The sequence below is a fragment of the Acuticoccus kandeliae genome, from assembly GCF_003073115.1.
In genome coordinates this window covers 216,325-234,134 of sequence record NZ_QBBV01000003.1, presented here as the reverse complement: position 1 = coordinate 234,134, position 17,810 = coordinate 216,325, and the positions used below count along the sequence as shown (strand labels likewise).

Sequence of the window (17,810 nt, the reverse complement as noted above, 5' to 3'; positions counted from 1 at the left end):
CGTTCTAATTTTCCGTATGAAGCGTCACCGATTTTGACATGGATGGCAATGGCTGGAGCGGGCAACGTGCGGCATCGAACGGACCGTGACCGATCCTTCGGCGCGGCCGGACTTCACTTCTCATTCGCGGATCCAGCCGAGGTACAACCATGAACAAGGTGCTGCTCTCCTTCCTCGCCGGCTCGCTCGTCGCGCTGACCACGGCCGCCGAGGCCGAGACCATCCGCGTCGCCGGCAATTTCGCCACCGAGCATTCCTCGAGCCTCGCCATGCAGGTCTTCAAGGAAGAGCTCGAGAAGGCCACCGGCGGCGACATCAAGGTCGACGTGTTCCCGGCCCAGCAGCTCGGCGGAGCGGCCGAGAACGTGCAGGCCGTCAAGCTCGGCGCGGTCGAGATCATCTGGGTGGGCTCGGCCTATCTCAGCCGCACCGTGCCCGACCTCGCCGCCATCTCGCTGCCCTTCCAGTTCGCCGACCGCGCGGAGGCCTTCGCCGTCGTCGACGGTCCGGTGGGCGAGGCGATCGACACCAAGCTCGCCGACGAGGGGATGCTGTCGCTCGGCTACATGGAGCTCGGCTTCCGCCAGCTCACCAACAATGTCCGCCCGGTCGCATCGATCGGGGACATCGAGGGCCTCAAGATCCGCCTGCAGCCGAACGAGACCCACCTCGCCACCTTCCGCGCGCTCGGCGCCAACCCGATCGCGATGGACGTGAAGGAGCTCTATTCGGCGCTGGAGCAGGGCGTCATCGACGGCCAGGAGAACCCCTTCTCCATCATCGACGTCGCCGGCTATGCCGAGGTGCAGAAGCACGTCTCGAACACCAACCACTTCTTCGACTTCATCTCCGTCGTCGCGAACCGCCGCGGCTTCGAGGCGATGGCGCCCGAGAAGCAGGAGGCCATCCGCGCCGCGATGGCGAAGGCGATCGCCTACCAGCGCGACCTCGCCGCCGAGCAGGATGCCGCCGCCCTCAGCAAGCTCGTCGCCGACGGCATGATCTACACCGAGGTGTCGCCGGAGTTCGCTGCCGCGCTGCGCGAGACCACCGCTCCCGTCGCCGCCGAGGCGAAGGCCAAGCTCTCCGAAGAGGTCGCCGCCCTCCTCGGCACCGGCACCGTCGGCCAGTAATCCATGGGAGTGGCGATGAAGCGGATCGCCTTCGCGACGCTGGCGGGCATCGACACCGGTGTCCGCCTCGTCGTCATCGTGTGCGTCGTCGTGATGGTGAGCGTCGTCTCGGCGCAGGTCGGGATGCGCTATCTCCTCAACAGCTCGATCGACTGGGCCGAGGAGGTCTCGCGCCTCGCGTTCGTGGCGACCGTCTTCCTCGCCATCCCGCTCGGCCTGCGCGACAAGGCCCATGTCGGGATCGACATTCTCGTCAACCGCTTCCCCCCGGCCGCGCGGGCTATTCTCGCCCGCGCGCTCGCCCTCCTCGCCGCCGCGATGCTCCTCGTCGTCTTCGTCACCGCGATCCGCGTCGCGGAGACGACATGGTCGGAGCGGCTCGGCTCGCTCGCCATCACCTCCAGCGTGTTCTTCTTCCCGGTGATCGTCAGCGCCCTCCACACGGCGCTGCACCTCATCGCCCAGGCGATCTGGCCGGCGGCCGACGCCGAGACCTTCCTGCCCGAGACGCCCGGCGTCCTGGAGCTTCCCTCATGAGCCTTGCCGTCATCGCCGTCTTTCTCGGCCTCGCGATCCTCGGAATGCCGCTCGCCTTCTCGCTCGGGGCCGCGGCGCTGGCGGGGCTCCTCATCGCCGATTTCGACCTCGCGATCCTGCCGACGCGGCTGATGAACGCGGTCGATTCCTTCCCGCTGATGTCGATCCCGCTCTTCATGCTGACGGGCGAATTGATGCTGAAGGCCGGCATCATGGACCGCCTCGTCGACCTCGCGAACGCCTTCATCGGGCGGATGCGCGGGGGCCTTGCCCAGGTCGCGATCGTCTCCGGCGCGGGGCTCGCCTCCGTCTCGGGCGCGGCCGTCGCGGACGCTTCGGCCCTCTCCTCCACGCTCGTTCCCTCGCTCAAGAAGGAATACGGGCTCGGCTTCTCGGCCGGCATCGTCGCGGCCGCGGCCAATCTCGGCCCGATCATCCCGCCGTCCGGCGCCATGATCGTCTATGCCTTCATGGCCGGATCCAGCGTCTCGGTGGGCGGGCTCTTCATGGCTGGCGTGGTGCCCGGCCTCATGCTCTTCGTCACGCTGATGGCGCTCTGCTCGCTGATCGCCTGGCGGCGCAACTACCCGGTGACGGGCGCGCCGGTGACGCTCGCCAACATCGTGCGGCAGCTGAAGCGCAACGCCCTCGTGATCCTCCTGCCGATCATCGTCATCGGCGGCATCGTCGGCGGCGCCTTCACACCAACCGAGGGCGCGGCGGTCGGCTGCTGCTACGCCCTCCTCCTCGGCTTCTTCGTCACCCGCGAGCTGCGTGTCGCCGACCTTCCCGACGTGATCCTCACCGCGGCGAAGACCACGGCCGTCGTCGGCGCGATGATCGCCTTCGCCTCCACGATCACCTTCCTCTTCACCATCGACATGCTGCCCTTCAAGCTCGCCGCCTTCGTCGAGGGGATCACCGACAGCCCGTTCGTCTTCCTGTGGCTCATTGCCGCGATGCTGCTCGTCGTCGGCATGTTCCTGGAATCGAACGCGGCCTACATCATGCTAGTGCCTCTCTTCCACCCGATCGCGATCCGGTACGGAATCGACCCGCTGCATTTCGGCTTCGTCTTCGTGCTGAACCTCGTGATCGGCATGCTGACGCCCCCGGTCGGCGTGATCCTCTTCGTGGTCTGCGGGATCACCAAGGTCGAGATGGGCACGCTCGTGCGCGAGAGCTGGCCGTTCATTCTGGCCATGTACGCGCTCCTCGCGCTCTGCATCGTCTTCCCCGGCATCGTCACCGCGCTGCCCCGCGCCATGGGCTATTGACCGCACCCGCGATTGACATCGCTCAATGCCGCGCCCTGCCCCGCGACTAGTCTCCGGCCATCGGACTGTCGGGCCAGGGAGAGCAAAAATGCCTCAGATGATGAGAGCCGCCATCTTCGTCGAACCGGGACGGATCGTGCTCGACGAGAAGAAGGTCCCCGATGTCGGCCCGCTCGACGCGCTCGTGAAGATCACGACGACGACGATCTGCGGCACCGACGTCCACATCCTGAAGGGCGAGTATCCGGTCGAGAAGGGGCTCACCATCGGGCACGAGCCCGTCGGCGTCATCGAGAAGCTCGGCTCCGCGGTATCCGGCTACCATGAGGGGCAGCGCGTCATCGCCGGGGCGATCACCCCGTCCGGCACCTCGGCCGCGTGCCTGTGCGGCTACCACTCGCAGGACGGCGGCGCCTCCAGGCATGGCTTCAAGCCGCTCGGCGGCTGGCGCTTCGGCAACACGATCGACGGGGCGCAGGCCGAATATGTGCTGGTGCCCGACGCGATGGCGAACCTCTCCCCGATCCCGGACGGTCTTGAGGACGAGCAGGTGCTGATGTGCCCGGACATCATGTCGACGGGCTTCTCCGGCGCCGAGTCGGGCGCGGTGAAGATCGGCGACACGGTGGCCGTTTTCGCCCAGGGGCCGATCGGCCTCTGCGCCACCGCAGGCGCCCGCCTCATGGGCGCGACGACCATCATCGCGGTGGAGACCGTGCCCGCACGCATGGCGATTTCCCGCAAGATGGGGGCCGACCACATCGTCGACTTCAAAGCGGTCGACCCGGTGGACGAGATCATGCGCCTCACCGAGGGGCGCGGCGTCGACGTCTCGATCGAGGCGCTCGGCACGCAGCCGACCTTCGAGGCGGCGCTGCGGGTGCTGCGGCCCGGCGGAACGCTCTCCTCGCTCGGCGTCTACTCGGGCGACCTCAAGCTGCCGCTCGGCCCCTTCTGCGCCGGCCTCGGCGACCACACGATCCGCACGACGCTCTGCCCCGGCGGCAAGGAGCGGATGCGCCGCCTGATGTCGGTGATCGCGAGCGGCCGCCTCGACACGCGCCCCCTCGTCACCCACCGCTACGGCCTCGACGATATCGAAGCCGCCTACGACCTCTTCTCCCACCAGCGGGACGGGGTGCTGAAGATCGCGATCCGGCCGTAGCCGGTCAATTCCTCACGGGACGAGGACCGCCGCCCCGTCGAGCCGGCCTTCGCGCAGGTCCGCGAGGGCGGCGTTGGCATCGGCGAGGGGATAGGTCGTCGTGTGGACCTTGACGGGCGTCCTCGCCATCAGCGCCATGAAGGCGTGCCCGTCCTCGCGCGTGAGGTTTGCGACCGAGACAATCTCGCGCTCACCCCAGAGGTCGGCATAGGGGAAGCCCGGAATGTCGCTCATGTGGATGCCCGCGCACACGACGCGCCCGCCCTTGCGCACGCGCCGCAACGCCTCGGGCACGAGCGCGCCCACCGGGGCGAACAGGATGGCGGCGTCGAGCGGCTCGGGCGGCGCCTCCCCCGACGCGCCGGCCCACACCGCGCCGAGTGCGCGGGCGAAATCCTGCGAGCGGGTGTCGCCCGCGCGGGTGAAGGCGTAGACCGACCGCCCCTCCGCCGCCGCGACCTGGGCGATGATGTGCGCCGCCGCGCCGAAGCCGTAGAGGCCGATTCGCGCGGCGTCCCCCGCGAAGCGGTAGGAGCGGTAGCCGATGAGCCCGGCGCACAGGAGCGGCGCGCCGCCGATATCGTCGAAATTGTTGGGCAGCTTGAGGCAGAAAGCGCCGTCCGCGACAACATGGGTCGCGAAGCCGCCATCGCGGCTGCAGCCGGTGAAGGTCGGGCTGTCGCACAGATTCTCGCGGTGCATCGCGCAATAGGGGCAGTGGCCGCAGGCGGACCCGAGCCAGGGGACGCCCACCCGGTCGCCGAGCGCCCATCCCGCGACCCCCGCACCGATCCCGGCGACGCGCCCCACCACCTCGTGGCCGGGCACGACCGGATAGACGGCTTGCGTGAGGTCCCCGTCGGCGACGTGGAGATCCGTCCGGCAGACACCGCAGGCGCTCACCGCGATCAGCAATTCGCCCGATCCGGGCGCAGGGATCGGGCGCTCCTCCATCACGAGCGGCGCGCCCGCCGCGCGAACGACCATGGCGCGCATCATGCGGCAGCTCCGAGCATTTCGGTCCGGTGTCGCGCCATCTTAGGCCGCCTCCCCGCCGCGCGCCAGGACGGGGCGCGGCCCGCAGAGGAGAGCCCGGCCACCCCGCCATTGCCTTGACCATCGTCAAGGCGACGGGGCCGACGCGGCCCATACTCCCCGTCCGGCCGGTTCGCGCCCGCCGATGGGCTGGGAGAGCGTCATGCGCGACGAGACAATCCTGTGGTTCGAGACCGTGCGCCGCGGCGACGTCGGCAAGGTCGGCGGCAAGAACGCCTCGCTCGGCGAGATGATCGCGAACCTCACCGCGGAGGGGATCGAGGTCCCGCCGGGGTTTGCCACCGCGGCGGACGCCTACCGCACTTTTCTGGCCGAGAACGGGCTCGAGCCGCGCATCCGCGCCCACCTCGACGACATCGCAGCCGGCCGCGCGCCCGCCGCCGAGAGCGCCGCCGCGATCCGCAAGATCATCGCCGAGGCCCCGTGGCCGGACGCGCTCGCCGAGGCCATCCGCACCGCCTATGCGGAGCTCTGCCGCCGGGTCGGTGAGGTCGACGCCGCGGTCGCCGTGCGCTCCAGCGCCACGGCCGAGGATCTCGCCGATGCGAGCTTCGCCGGCCAGCAGGAGACCTTCCTCAACGTATCGGGGGCCGGCCCCCTCCTCGACGCGGTCCGCCGCTGCTTCGCCTCCCTCTTCACCGAGCGCGCGATCAGCTACCGCGAGGCGAAGGGCTTCGACCATCTCGCGGTCGCCCTCTCGGTCGGCGTCCAGCTCATGGTGCGCACCGATATCGGCGGTTCGGGCGTGATGTTCACCATCGACCCGGAGTCCGGGTTCGACCGGGTGGTCGTCATCAACGCCGCCTGGGGGCTCGGCGAGACGGTCGTCCAGGGCATGGTCGACCCCGACGAATATGTCGTCTTCAAGCCGTTCCTGTCGGACCCGGCGCGCGTCCCGATCATCGAGAAGACGTGCGGCGCGAAGACGATCAAGATGATCTACGGCACCACCGAAGCCGCGCGCACCCGCACGGTCCCGACCGCGCGCGAGGAGCGCAAGCGCTTCGTCCTTTCCGACGAGGACATCCTCGCCCTCGCGCGATGGGCCGTCGCGATCGAGGCGCACTATGGCTGCGCGATGGACATCGAGTGGGGGCGCGACGGCGCGTCGGGCAAGCTCTATGTCGTGCAGGCGCGGCCCGAGACGGTGCGCTCGCAGGACGACACATCGGTCCTGCGCACCTACCGCATCACCAGCAAGGGGAAGACGCTCCTGTCGGGTCTCGCCATCGGCGACGCGGTGGTCTCCGGCGAGGTCTGCCTCATCGAGGACGTCGCCAACGAGGCGAAGTTCGTCGACGGCGCAATCCTCGTCACCCGCACCACCGACCCGGACTGGGTGCCGGTCATGAAGCGCGCGGCCGCCATCATCACCGACCATGGCGGCCGGACCTCCCACGCGGCCATCGTCTCGCGCGAGCTCGGCGTGCCGGCCCTCGTCGGCGCGGGCGAGGCGACGGAGCGGCTCCATTCGGGGCAGACGATCACCCTCTCCTGCGCCGAGGGCGACACCGGCTTCGTCTATGAGGGCCGCGCCGAATTCTGCGCCGAGACGCTTTCCCTCTCCGACCTCCCCTCGACCCGCACGAAGGTGATGCTGAACCTCGCCAATCCGGGCGCCGCCTTCCGCTGGTGGCGCCTGCCGGCCGACGGGATCGGCCTCGCGCGGATGGAGTTCGTGATCGCGAACGGGATCCGCGTCCACCCGATGGCGCTCACCCGCTTCGATGCCGTCCACGACGCGGCGGCCCGGCGCGAGATCGAGACGCTGACGCAGGGCTTCGCGGACCGCACCCAATATTTCGTCACCACCCTCGCCCGAAGTCTCGCGCGGATCGCGGCGGTGGTGCATCCGAAGCGCTGCCTCGTGCGCTTCAGCGACTTCAAGACCAACGAATATGCCGGCCTCGTCGGCGGGCGCGAATTCGAGCCGGCGGAGGAGAACCCGATGCTCGGCTTCCGCGGCGCCTCGCGCTACGGCTCCGAGGCCTACCGCCCCGCCTTCGCGCTCGAATGCCAGGCGATCGACATGCTTCGCCGCGAGATGGGGTTCACCAACGTCGCCGTCATGGTGCCGTTCTGCCGCTCGGTCGCCGAGGCCGACCGCGTCCTCGCGGTGATGGAGGAGAACGGCCTGAAGCGCGGGGCGGACGGGCTCGAGGTCTTCGTGATGGCGGAGATCCCGTCGAACGTGATTCTCGCGAAGGCGTTCGCGACGCGCTTCGACGGCTTCTCGATCGGCTCGAATGATCTCACCCAGCTCACCCTCGGCGTCGACCGCGACTCCGAAATGCTCGCCGCGCTCTTCGACGAGAATGACGAGGCGGTGCGCTGGATGATCTCGACCGTGATCCGCGAGGCGCACGCGGCCGGCGCGATCATCGGCCTGTGCGGTCAGGCGCCGAGCGACCACCCCGAGTTCGCCCGCTTCCTCGTCGAAGAGGGCATCGACAGCATCTCGGTGACGCCCGACAGCTTCCCCGCGGTCAAGAAAGCGGTGGCCGAGGCCGAGGCGGAGAAGCGCGCCTGAGGCCCACCTCCGCCGCGCCAGATCCGTGTCGCCCGGCCACCCGTCAACTAAGGTTTGTCCTGAGGTCCCAATTGGGCCACAATTCCGGATGGCCATTCAGGGGCTGCTCGTCTGGATGATCGCGGCGACCGCGGTGCTCTCGACCGCCATCCCGGCTCTCTGTGCCAATATCAGCCGCATATCGCCCGACAATCATGGCAACGTCGCGCTGGTACTCATCACCGGCGAGTTCGCGCTCGGCGACGAAAACCAGCTCGCCGAAGCCTTCGCGGACGGCGGGCCGACGATCGTCGTCTTCGACAGTCCCGGCGGCAACGTGTTCGCCGGGATCGAGATCGGCAAGGCGATCCGGCTGCGCGGCTACGGGACGCTGATCCCGGCCGGCCATGTCTGCGCCTCGGCGTGCGCCCTCGCATGGCTCGGCGGCAGCCCCCGCGCGCTCGACGTGCGCGGCCGCGCCGGCTTCCACGCCGCCTACTCGAAGAATGGCGGGGTGAACCGCGAGTCCGGCGCGGCCAACGCACTCGTCGGTGCATACCTCACGAAAATCGGTCTCTCCGAGCCGGCGATCTTCTGGCTCACCATGACGCCCCCCGACGGCCTCCAGTGGCTGACGCCCGACGTCGCGCGGCGATACCAGATCGACTATCTGTCGATCTCCGCCGACGGCACCGTCGTGCCGGGGGAGGATCTCGCGATCCCCGACGGACCGCCGCCACCGGCGCGGAGCGCGCCGCCGCCATCGCCGGCCGGGCCGGACGAGTCGTCCATCGAGGAGCGCGCCGGCGCGTTCGTCCTCGCCTTCCTCGACGAGACGACGAACGTCCCGCCCGAAACCTTCCTCGTCCACGCCGCGAACGCCTACGCCGACCGCGTCCTCTATTTCGACGAGCGCCTTGCGCGCGCGGACGTGCTCGACCGGGTCGACCGCTACATGCAGCGCTGGCCGACGCGACGGACGACGCCCATCGGCGCGCCCGTGGTGAACTGCAGCGAGACCCAATGCGTCGTCACAGGCGAGGTGCGCTTCCTCGCCGAGAGCACGGCCCGCAATTCCCGCTCGGAGGGCGTCGCGACCTATCTCTTCACCCTCGTCCCGCGCGCCGACACCTTCGTCATCGCGGTCGAGACCGGGAAAGTCGTGTCGAGCCGAGCGAGCCCGGTCGTGGAAGGCCTCACCGTCGCGCGCGAGCTTCAGACCGAGCTGCAGCGCGTCGGCTGCGCGCCGGGCGTGATCGACGGGGTGTGGGGACCGGCCTCGCGCGGCGCGCTCCGCCGCTTCAACGCGGCGGCACGCCTCAACGTGCCGGTGGAGTCGGCGAACCGCACCGCCCTCGACGCGGTCCGCGCCCGAAAGGGGACCGTGTGCGTTCCGCGGCCCCAGGCGACCAGCGCCTCCTCATGGGGCGGCCATTGCGTGCGCGACAGCGGGCGCCTGTGCAATCAGTAGCGCTCAGCCTTTGCGGGCGGGCTCGGGAAGGTCGAAGCCGACGCCGGTGAGGTGGCCGAACAGCGTCTCGATCTTCGCGACCACCGCATCGGGCAGCGGCGGGGCGTTGATCGCCTCGATGTTGCTGCGCACATGGTCCGGGTTGCCGGTTCCGAAGAGGACGACATCGACGCCCGGCCGATGGCGCGCGAAGCGGTAGGCAACCTCGGTGAGGCTCCCCGCGCCCGACTCCTCCACCAGGAAGGCGAGCGGATCGTCACGCGTGGCGAACTCCTCCGCGACGAGACCCTGGTCGGCGAGCTCGCGCATCGCCTCGCGCAGGCGCGCGGGGCGGGAGAAGATGCTGCGCACCGCGAACATGATCAGCGTGCCGATCCCGTTCGCCTGCGTCGCCGGAAACATCGTCCGCACGGGGCCGTGGTTCATGAGGTGGAAGGCGAGCATCACCACCTCCCACACGCCGTCGTTCACCGCGCGCGCCATCATCTCCTGCCGGGCGTCGTTCGGCGGGGATTCGGTGATGCCGATATGGCGGATCTTCCCCTTCGCCTTCTGCGCCTCCAGCGCCGTGACGATGTCGGCCATCACGCGGTCATAGTCGGCCGGGCGGACGGCGTGGACGTGGAAGACGTCGACCGTGTCGAGCCCCAGACGGCCGAGCGAGGCCTCGAGGTTCGCTATGATGGTCGCCGCCGGAAAGAGGCCCTCGGCGTCGCGATAGCGCGATTTGGTCGACACCATCACCGCGTCGCGGTCGATGTCCTTGAGCGCGAGGCCGACGACGCCCTCCGTGCCGTAGGCTTCGGCGGTGTCGATGAAGTTGACGCCCGCGTCGATCGACTGGCGCACGATCGCGGCGCACTCTTCTTCGGAACGGCCCTGAGAGAGGCCGAGGCGGCTGCTCCCGCCGCAGCCGAGCCCCGCCACTGAAACCGTCCGCCCCGTGCGCCCCAGCGTCGTCGTCTGCATCTCGCCCTCACTCCTCGTGTCGCCGAAATCCTATTCCCTTCGGCACGGTGAGGGCGACACCGAATTCCGGGTTTGCATCCGTGCGCCCCGCGGCAGGCGGCCTCAGGCGGGAATCGCGAGGGGTTCTGCCGGCGCGGGCGCGGGCGCGGGGCGATGCCCGGCGCGCAGGCGACGCGTTTCGGCGTGCCGGGCCGGATCGTCGATCGCGTCGGGGGTGAAATGGTCGACGACGCGGCCCTCGTGCATGACGACGATCTCGTCCGAGATCCAGCGCACGACCTCGATGTCGTGGCCGATGAAGGCCATTGCGAAGCCCCTCTCCCGCTGAAGGCGCACGAGGAGGGCGAGGATCTCGGCCTGAACGCTCATGTCGAGCGAGGCGACCACCTCGTCGCAGATGAGGATCTTCGGGTCGCACAGGAGCGCGCGGGCGATGCAGACGCGCTGCCGCTGCCCGCCGGAGAGCTGGTGCGGATAGCGCATGGCGAGTGCGCCCGGCAGCCCCACCTCCTCGAGCGCGCGCTCGATCGGGGCGTCGAGCCCGTCGTGTCGGCCCGCGAGGCGGAGGGGCTCGGCAAGCGCGCGGCCCACCGTAAGGCGCGGGTTCAGTGCGCCCTGCGGGTTCTGGAAAACGAACTGCACCGCACGCCGGTCGGCCCCGCGCAGCGCCGGGCCGGACGGGCCGAGCGTCGCCCCGAGGAGGGTGACGGAGCCGCGGCTCGGGCGCTGCATCGCGGCGAGCGCCTGCGCGAAGGTGCTCTTGCCCGACCCCGAGCGGCCGAGAATGCCGAGCGTGCGCCCGGCCCGCAGCGAGGCGGAGACGGCATGAACGGCGCGCACCGGCCGGGCGAAGACGCCGCGCGCCGGATAGTCGACCGCGAGGCCTTCCGCCGCGGCGAGGATCGCGGGCTCGGCGCAGGGCGGGACCGCCCGCGGCGCGTCGAGCATGCGCCGCGCCTCCACCATCTGGCGCGTGTAGGGCTCGCGCGGCGCGGCGAGCACGGCGGCGGACGGACCGGATTCCACCACCCGCCCGCGCCGCAGCACCACGACATTGTCCGCGTCGGCGGCAAGGCCGAGATCGTGGCTGATGAAGAGAAGCGCCATCCCCCGCTCACACCGCAGCCGGGAAAGGAGGGCGACGATTTCGCGCGTCGTCGTCGGGTCGAGCGCGCTCGTCGGCTCGTCCGCGACGAGGAGGTCCGGTCCACCGGCGAGCGCCATCGCGATCATGACGCGCTGCTGCTGCCCGCCCGAGAGTTCGTGCGGGTACCGGCGCGCCAATGCGGGATCGAGCTCGACCTCGGCGAGGAGGGCGGCCGTGCGCGCGCGTCGCTCCTCGACGCGGTGGATGCCGCTGCGGCCGAGCGCCTCGCCGATCTGGCTCGCGACGCGCAGGAACGGGTTCAGCGCCGCGAGCGGATCCTGGAAGATCATCGCGATCCGCCGCCCGCGCAGCGCCCGCATCGCGCGCGGATCGTCGAGCGGCAGGGGCGCGCCGTCGAAGTGGACGATCGCGCCCTCCTCGCAGCGGAGCGCCTCCGGCAGGAGCCCGGTGATGGCGAGCGCGAGGGTCGACTTACCCGACCCCGATTCGCCGATGATCGCGAGGTCGCCCCCCGCCGCGAGGGTGAGCGAGACGTCCTCGACGATGAGCTGGTCGCCCGCCCGGACCGTGAGGCCCGTGACGGAGAGAAGGGGCATGTCGGTCATCGTGAGAGCCTCGGATCGATGGCGCGGTGCAGGATGTCGACGAGGGCGTTGATCACCACGAGGGCGACGGCAACGACGGTGATCGCCGCCTGGACCACCGGGTAGTCCCGCCCGTGGATCGCGTTCAGCATCAGGCTGCCGAGCCCCGGCAGGCTGAAGAGGATCTCCATCGTCAGCGTCCCCGCGACGAGCCCGGCAAGGACGAGGCCGGAGAGGGCGAGCGCGACGGGGAGCGCCGTCGGCAGCAGGTGGAAGAAGGCGATGCGCGGCCGGCCGAGCCCCTTCGCCCAGGCGGTGCGCACGTGGGCCGAGGTCGCCGCCTCGCGCAGCTCCTCATAGAGCGGCTTTCCGATCTGGCCCGCATTGTCGATCGCGATGATGAGGATCGGCATCAGCATCGCCCCCACCACCGGCAGCCAGCCGAGCCAGACCGAGAAGACGAGGATGGCGACGACGCCGACGCAGAAGGTCGGCAGCGCGATCGACCACACATTGACGAGGTTCACGAGCCCGGCGAGGAGGCGGTTCCCCGTCACCGCCGCCGCCACCGCGAGGCCGAGCGCAAGCACGATGCCGACGATGAAGGAGCCGGCGGCGAGGGTGAGCGTCGTCGGCAGCGCGGTCGCGAGCATATTGGCGACCGGACGGCCATAGCGCAGCGAGTCGCCGAAATCGCCGGTGAGCGCGCGGCCGGCCCAGTTGACGAGGTCGACGAGCATCGGCTGGTCGAGCCCCATCTCGTGCCGCAGCGCCGCCTCTTCGGCGGCGGAGAGGCCGCCTTCGAGCGCGAGCCGGTCCACCGCGTCGCCGGGCGCGATCCGGCACAGGAAGAAGACGATCATCACGATCCCCGCCGCCTGGAGGACCATGCGCAGGAGCGTGAAGGCGAGGGACGCCATGCGGTGCATCAGGCGTCTCCCATCATGGCGCGCGTGTCGCGCAGGCGGAGCGGGTCGAGCCGTTCGCGCAGCGCATCCCCGAGGACGAGGAGGCCGACCGTCAGCGTGATCAGCCCGGCGATCGGGACGAGGATCGCGTGCGGCGAGACTTCGAGATAGCGGCTCGCGTCCGAGATCATGCGGCCCCAGGTCGGCGCGTCCGGCGAGGAGCCGAGGCCCAGAAAGGAGAGCACCGACTCGGTCACGATGCAGCGCGGCAGGATGATCGCGGCCTGGGTAAGGAGGCTGCCGAGGAGGTTCGGCACGATGTGGAGCCGCAGGACGTGGACGCGGCTGCCGCCGAAGAGGCCCGCGACGCGGACATAGTCCTGCGCCGCCTCGCGCTTGTAGGTGGCGCGGGCGACGTAGGCGAAGAAGGGCGCGAAGGAGACACCGAGCGCGAGCGTCACCGGCCCCGTCCCCTCCCCCACCGCGACGATGATGAGGAGGGCGAGGAGGATGCCCGGCACCGCGCGCACGAGATCGATAAAGGCGAAGACCGCCGCCTCGCTCCACCGGCCGAACGCCATGCCGAGGAGGCCGAGCGCGCCGCCGAGAAGGAAGGCGACGAGCGTCCCGCCGACGCCGACGAGCAGCGTCTGGCGCGCGCCCATGACGAAGCGGGAGAACACGTCCCGCCCGATATGGTCGGTGCCGAGGAGGTGGTCGGCGGCGGGCGGGGTGTTGAGGTTGAAGAGATCCTGCGCGAACGGATCGTGCGTCGCGATCCACGGTGCGAAGACCGCGACGAGGACGATCGCGAGGACGGCGACCCCCGCGATGCGGACGCTCGTGAGGCCGCCGGATACCCGGCGGCCCTCTGCCTTCATCGCGAGAGTCATGGCTCTCAGTCCTCGGCGAGGAAGGTCTGCGCGATCCCGCCGGTGGCCCAGTTCGGCGACCAGGTGAAGCCCGGCTCGTAGCCCTTCACGGCCTCGCGCATGGCGATGGCGTTCGGCGCATGGCCGAGGACCATGAAATAGTGGTTGTCGAGGACGCGCTGGTAGGCCTCGGTGTAGAGCGCCTTGCGCTCTGCGTCGTCGGGCTCGGCGACGGCGGCCTTGATGAGGCGGTCGAGCTCGGCATCCTGGATGCCGCCCCACAGGACCGGGTTCGGACCGTCGCTCATCAGGCGCACATAGCGCAGGAAGATGTCGGCGCGCGGGCCGGAGGCCATCACCGCCATGTCCCAATCATACTGGCCGAGGCGGTTCTGCGCGCCGAGATCGTCGAGCGCGGAGTGGTTCACGGTGAAGCCGAGCTGGCGCAGCATCTGGACGACGACCTGCGGGTAGTTGTCCTGCCAGGAGACGAGGTCGATCTCGATGGTGGAGGGGTGGACGCCGGCCTCGGCGAGAAGCGCCTTCGCCTTGTCGATGTCGGCTGCCTTGAAGGCGTCCGCCTCGTGGATCGCCTCGTCGAAATAGACGTGGCCGGGCATGACCATCTGGTTCGTCACCACGCCCGTCTGCGGCGCGATGTAGTTCATGAAGGCGTTCTTATCGATCGCGTACTCGATCGCCTCGCGGACCTTCGGATTGTCGAACGGCGCGCGCGGATTGCGGTTGTTGAATGCGGCGAAATACCAGGTCGAGTCCTTCAGCGTCGTCGTGCGGATGGCCGGGTCGCTCGACAGGCGGCGGGCGACGTCACGGTCGACATTGACGATGTCGAGGTCGCCGGCGCGCAGCGCGTTCCCCTTGTCGATGTCCTCGCGCAGGTTCACCTCGACGGCGGCGAGGTAGGGCATGTCGGCGCGCCAGTAGGCCTCGAAGGCCGGGGCGGTCAGGCTGACCTGCGGCCGCCACTCGCCGAACTTGAACGGGCCGGTGCCGATCGGGGTGGTGATCGTCGCGTCCCAGCCGTCGGAGGCCGGCGACAGGATCCACAGCTCCGACATCAGGTTCACGAGCGGGGCGTAGGGCTCGGACATGGTGAGGATGATCGTGCGCGCGTCCGGCGCCTCGACATTCTCGACGAGCTTCATCGCGGAGGCGAGCCAGCCACCCGTGACGTTGTTCTTCACGCGCTCGATGTTGGCGACGACGGCGTCGGCGGTCAGTGGGTCGCCATTGTGGAAGGTGACGCCCTCACGCAGCGTGAAGGTGTAGATCTTGCCGTCTTCCGACACGTCCCAGCCTTCGGCGAGGAAGGGCTCGACGCCGCCGTCCGGGCCGATCGAGGTGAGCGCCTCGACATAGAGCTGCTGGACGGCGATCGAGCCGGTGTGGCGGTGCGGGTCGGCGGTGTCGAGGCCGAGCGTCGCGTAGCGCAGCGTGCCGCCCTTGATGGGCTCGACGGTCTGCGCCACGGCGAGCGGGGTCGCGGCGAAGAGCGCTGCCGCGGCGGTTCCGATCATCAGTTGGCGGCGATCGAGACGGACGAAGGACTTCGTCATGGCCGGTGGTCTCCGTGATGTTCCACTGTGGCGTGAAGATCCCGCCCATCGAGGCCCTCGAAGGGGACGCGCAGATGGGTGAGAATGGTGGGGGCGAGGTCGACGACGGACGTCGCCTCGTGCTGCTCGGCGCCGGCATCGAAGCCGCGCCCGCGGATCATGAGGACGGGTGACTGCTCGTAGGCGCCGAGCCCGCCATGCTGGCCGCAGCCGAGGCGGTCCGCCTTGCCGGCGGCCGGCCGCGCGGCGGCGCTGAGGCCGCGAATGCCGTAGGCGTTGGGTGCGTCGCTGGCCGCCATTGCGACCGCGATGGCGAGGCCGTCGCGCGGAGCGTGGCCGACCTCGGCGAGGCGGTCCCCGGCGAGGACCTTCCCCGTCCAGGGCACGACGGCGAGCGCGCGCTCGATATCGGCGATGCGCTCGGCGCGGCGCGGATCGGGGATCGCCTCGTCCACATAGACGAGCGCGCCCGTCCCGTTGGCGGCGACGACCACCTCGTCGCTCCCGGCCGTCTTCAGCCCCTCGGAGATGAGGAAGGCGTCGATGTCGACGACGACGCTGACCGTCTGGTGGCCGTGGTCGGAGCCGACGATGAAGAGGACGTCCTCGTCGAGCGCGTCGACCGCCGCGATGACCTTGCCGGCGATCTTGTCGGCTTCGGCGAGCACGGCGAGATGGTCGGGGCTGCCGAGGGGGACGGCGTGCTGCGTCGTGTCGGGCTCGGAGAGCCACAGCACGGCGAGCGCCGGGTCGCCCTTCACCGCCTCGGCGATGAAGCGCTTCGCCATCGCGCGGTCGCCCTCGATGCCGATTGCGATGTCGAGCGGCTTGGCGACCGGCAGAAGGCCCGGCCCGCGCGAGCCGGCCCGGTGATAGACCGTGCCGAACCCGTCCGGGTCATGCGCATAGGCCGCGCCCGGCGAAACGTTGTTGAAGACGACGACGCCGCCCCGATCGGCGAGCCGCTCGGCCATCGTCGGGCGGTGGAGCGTCGCGCCGGTGAGGGCGCGCTTCACGTCGAAGAAGTCCGGCTTGCCGACGTCCTGGAGTGTCAGATGGCCGTTCTTCTTCAGCGCCACCGTGTTGCCCGAGAGGCCGTTGCGGCCGGGCTGGCAGCCGGTCGCGAAGGCGGCGGAGACGACGCGCGTCGCCGACGGGAAGACCGAGCGGTGCGCCGTGTAGCGCGTGGCGCGGCCGGCGAAGGCGGCAAGGTTCGGCGTCGTCTTCGCCGAGACGAGGTCCCGGCGCAGCCCGTCGAGGATGAGGACGATCGCGCGCGTCATGGTCAGATCACCCCGTTCAGCGCGAAATCGAAGATGTCGTAGTTGCGCAGCGGGCCGGACGCCTTGGCGCGGTAGGCCTCGTTCAGCGGGTGGGAGAGGATGAACGGCACCGCCTGCTCTGCGAGTCCGCCATGGGAGCGGAGCCGCGTCCCGGCGAGGGCGGAGAGGTCGTGGTCGGCCCGATGGGCGCCGAGCGCGAAGCCGGGCGCGGCGATCGCGACGACATCCCCCTCCCGCTCCGGCGGCAGGTCGAAGCGGGCGGCGGCGTCCGCGCCGGTCATCGCCTCGCCGACGCCCTCGGTGCCGGCGACCGTCCCGAGCACATCGGCGACGGGGAGGGCCGGGTCGGTGACGTGGACGCGCACGAAGCCGCCGAGCGCGCCGTGGTGGCGCACGAACGGATCGGTGATCGGGCAGATCACCCGCACCCGCCCCGCACCGAAGGCCGCGTCGATCGTGTCCGCGAGGTAGGCGACGCGGGCCGCGCCCGCATCGTCGGCCATGTCGTTCATGCCGTGATCGGCGACGATGCCGACCGTCGCGCCCGCCGCGAGGAGCGCGCCGACGCGGTCGTCGACGGCCTTCATGAAAGCGTTGGCCTCCGCGGTGCCGGGGGCGTGGGCGTGCTGGATGAGGTCGGACAGGGAGAGGTAGGCGACATCCACCTTGCCCTCGGTCACGAGCTTCACCCCGGCATCGAGCACGAAGAGGGAGAGATCCGGATGATAGGGGGCGGGGGTCGGGCGGCCGACGAGGCGCGTCGCGTCCTCGATGCCGTTGCCCTCCTGCGTCGCCGCGTCGGCCCGCTCGGCGGAGAAGGCGATGCCGTCGAGATCCTTGGCGAGCGCCTTGAGGAGCTTGTCCTTCGCGGTGACCGCCGCGACGCGCACGCCGATCCCCGAAAGGCCGGCGAGGATCGTGCCGGTGCGCATCCCCTCAGCGTCCAGCATCATGATCTCGCGCCCGGTGGCGGCGTCGAAATAATAGTTGCCCGAGATGCCGTGGACGCTCGGCGGTGCGCCGCAGACGATCGACACATTGTTCGGGTTGGTGAAGGTCGGCATCGCCGCGAGGGCGGTGGCGGCGAACCCCTCGTCCATCATCCGCACGAGATGGGGGACGACACCGGCGGCGCGGGCGGCGGCCACATAGGCCGGGTCGCACCCGTCATAGCAGATGACGGCCGTCGGGCGGCGCGGGGCGGAATAGGTGCGGCCGTTGACGGTGCAGGCGGGAATGGCCTGCGTCCGCGCGCCGTCGAGGGAGAGGTCCATCAGGGCTCCAGCGGGCGAACCCCCACCGTTATCAAACCGCCATGTGTTTGATGTATAAGGGTTCTTATAGAGAACACGTCACGCTTT

14 protein-coding genes are annotated in these 17,810 nt (G+C 70.2%); 6 read left to right on the top strand and 8 right to left on the bottom strand.

Features of this window, described 5'->3' with window-relative positions; translation table 11 throughout:
• Positions 1-149: 149 nt before the first annotated feature.
• The 4 genes from DBV35_RS20290 (at position 150) to DBV35_RS20275 (ending at position 4,112) form a co-directional block, all read left to right on the top strand.
• Positions 150-1,133: a TRAP transporter substrate-binding protein gene (locus tag DBV35_RS20290; protein ID WP_108662206.1), complete on the top strand. Its 984-nt coding sequence runs from the start codon at positions 150-152 to the stop codon at positions 1,131-1,133.
• Between the two features lie 15 nt (positions 1,134-1,148).
• Entirely contained in the window at positions 1,149-1,670 is a 522-nt protein-coding gene (locus DBV35_RS20285; protein WP_157961875.1) for a TRAP transporter small permease, read from the top strand.
• A complete protein-coding gene (locus DBV35_RS20280) occupies positions 1,667-2,947 on the top strand; it encodes a TRAP transporter large permease (RefSeq protein ID WP_108662204.1) in 1,281 nt (426 codons plus the stop codon). The genes DBV35_RS20285 and DBV35_RS20280 overlap by 4 nt, the downstream gene beginning before the upstream one ends.
• Positions 2,948-3,035: 88 nt before the next feature.
• Positions 3,036-4,112 (top strand): NAD(P)-dependent alcohol dehydrogenase, encoded by a 1,077-nt coding sequence (locus DBV35_RS20275; RefSeq protein WP_108662203.1) that lies wholly within the window; start codon positions 3,036-3,038, stop codon positions 4,110-4,112.
• Between the two features lie 12 nt (positions 4,113-4,124).
• Here DBV35_RS20275 and DBV35_RS20270 read toward each other — a convergent pair whose 3' ends face one another.
• Positions 4,125-5,108, bottom strand: coding sequence for a zinc-dependent alcohol dehydrogenase family protein (locus DBV35_RS20270; RefSeq protein WP_108662767.1), 984 nt, complete (start codon positions 5,106-5,108; stop codon positions 4,125-4,127).
• A 202-nt stretch (positions 5,109-5,310) separates the two neighbouring features.
• Here DBV35_RS20270 and ppsA point away from each other — a divergent pair, with 202 nt between their 5' ends.
• On the top strand, positions 5,311-7,698 hold the full coding sequence (gene ppsA, locus DBV35_RS20265) for a phosphoenolpyruvate synthase (RefSeq protein ID WP_108662766.1): 2,388 nt from the start codon (positions 5,311-5,313) through the stop codon (positions 7,696-7,698).
• Between the two features lie 88 nt (positions 7,699-7,786).
• Positions 7,787-9,148, top strand: coding sequence for a peptidoglycan-binding protein (locus DBV35_RS20260; protein ID WP_108662202.1), 1,362 nt, complete (start codon positions 7,787-7,789; stop codon positions 9,146-9,148).
• 3 nt (positions 9,149-9,151) lie between these two features.
• Here the strand turns inward: DBV35_RS20260 and DBV35_RS20255 are convergent, their stop codons facing one another.
• The 7 genes from DBV35_RS20255 to phnA form a co-directional block, all read right to left on the bottom strand.
• Positions 9,152-10,117, bottom strand: coding sequence for an aldo/keto reductase (locus DBV35_RS20255; RefSeq protein ID WP_108662201.1), 966 nt, complete (start codon positions 10,115-10,117; stop codon positions 9,152-9,154).
• 102 nt (positions 10,118-10,219) lie between these two features.
• Positions 10,220-11,830 carry a nickel ABC transporter ATP-binding protein NikE gene (gene nikE, locus DBV35_RS20250; RefSeq protein ID WP_108662200.1) on the bottom strand — a complete coding sequence of 537 codons (1,611 nt, stop codon included), beginning with the start codon at positions 11,828-11,830 and terminating at the stop codon, positions 10,220-10,222.
• Complete coding sequence (locus tag DBV35_RS20245) at positions 11,827-12,738, bottom strand: ABC transporter permease (protein ID WP_108662199.1); 912 nt, start codon at positions 12,736-12,738, stop codon at positions 11,827-11,829. The genes nikE and DBV35_RS20245 overlap by 4 nt, the downstream gene beginning before the upstream one ends.
• Entirely contained in the window at positions 12,738-13,610 is an 873-nt protein-coding gene (locus tag DBV35_RS20240; RefSeq protein WP_211100014.1) for an ABC transporter permease, read from the bottom strand. The genes DBV35_RS20245 and DBV35_RS20240 overlap by 1 nt, the downstream gene beginning before the upstream one ends.
• A 5-nt stretch (positions 13,611-13,615) precedes the next feature.
• A complete protein-coding gene (locus DBV35_RS20235) occupies positions 13,616-15,166 on the bottom strand; it encodes an ABC transporter substrate-binding protein (RefSeq protein ID WP_108662198.1) in 1,551 nt (516 codons plus the stop codon).
• Positions 15,163-16,449 (bottom strand): alkaline phosphatase family protein, encoded by a 1,287-nt coding sequence (locus DBV35_RS20230; protein ID WP_108662197.1) that lies wholly within the window; start codon positions 16,447-16,449, stop codon positions 15,163-15,165. The genes DBV35_RS20235 and DBV35_RS20230 overlap by 4 nt, the downstream gene beginning before the upstream one ends.
• Before the next feature lie 2 nt (positions 16,450-16,451).
• Positions 16,452-17,723, bottom strand: coding sequence for a phosphonoacetate hydrolase (gene phnA, locus DBV35_RS20225; protein ID WP_108662196.1), 1,272 nt, complete (start codon positions 17,721-17,723; stop codon positions 16,452-16,454).
• Positions 17,724-17,810 lie beyond the last annotated feature (87 nt).

What these genes read in the sequence shown, in the direction of transcription:
- DBV35_RS20260 (WP_108662202.1), top strand. Translation starts at nt 7,787, where the DNA reads ATGGCCATTCAGGGGCTGCTCGTCTGGATGATCGCGGCGACCGCGGTG.
- DBV35_RS20245 (WP_108662199.1), bottom strand. Translation starts at nt 12,738, where the DNA reads ATGCACCGCATGGCGTCCCTCGCCTTCACGCTCCTGCGCATGGTCCTC.
- DBV35_RS20290 (WP_108662206.1), top strand. Translation starts at nt 150, where the DNA reads ATGAACAAGGTGCTGCTCTCCTTCCTCGCCGGCTCGCTCGTCGCGCTG.
- DBV35_RS20275 (WP_108662203.1), top strand. Translation starts at nt 3,036, where the DNA reads ATGCCTCAGATGATGAGAGCCGCCATCTTCGTCGAACCGGGACGGATC.
- DBV35_RS20240 (WP_211100014.1), bottom strand. Translation starts at nt 13,610, where the DNA reads ATGACTCTCGCGATGAAGGCAGAGGGCCGCCGGGTATCCGGCGGCCTC.
- phnA (WP_108662196.1), bottom strand. Translation starts at nt 17,723, where the DNA reads ATGGACCTCTCCCTCGACGGCGCGCGGACGCAGGCCATTCCCGCCTGC.
- DBV35_RS20270 (WP_108662767.1), bottom strand. Translation starts at nt 5,108, where the DNA reads ATGCGCGCCATGGTCGTTCGCGCGGCGGGCGCGCCGCTCGTGATGGAG.
- DBV35_RS20280 (WP_108662204.1), top strand. Translation starts at nt 1,667, where the DNA reads ATGAGCCTTGCCGTCATCGCCGTCTTTCTCGGCCTCGCGATCCTCGGA.
- DBV35_RS20235 (WP_108662198.1), bottom strand. Translation starts at nt 15,166, where the DNA reads ATGACGAAGTCCTTCGTCCGTCTCGATCGCCGCCAACTGATGATCGGA.
- DBV35_RS20255 (WP_108662201.1), bottom strand. Translation starts at nt 10,117, where the DNA reads ATGCAGACGACGACGCTGGGGCGCACGGGGCGGACGGTTTCAGTGGCG.
- DBV35_RS20230 (WP_108662197.1), bottom strand. Translation starts at nt 16,449, where the DNA reads ATGACGCGCGCGATCGTCCTCATCCTCGACGGGCTGCGCCGGGACCTC.
- ppsA (WP_108662766.1), top strand. Translation starts at nt 5,311, where the DNA reads ATGCGCGACGAGACAATCCTGTGGTTCGAGACCGTGCGCCGCGGCGAC.
- DBV35_RS20285 (WP_157961875.1), top strand. Translation starts at nt 1,149, where the DNA reads ATGAAGCGGATCGCCTTCGCGACGCTGGCGGGCATCGACACCGGTGTC.
- nikE (WP_108662200.1), bottom strand. Translation starts at nt 11,830, where the DNA reads ATGACCGACATGCCCCTTCTCTCCGTCACGGGCCTCACGGTCCGGGCG.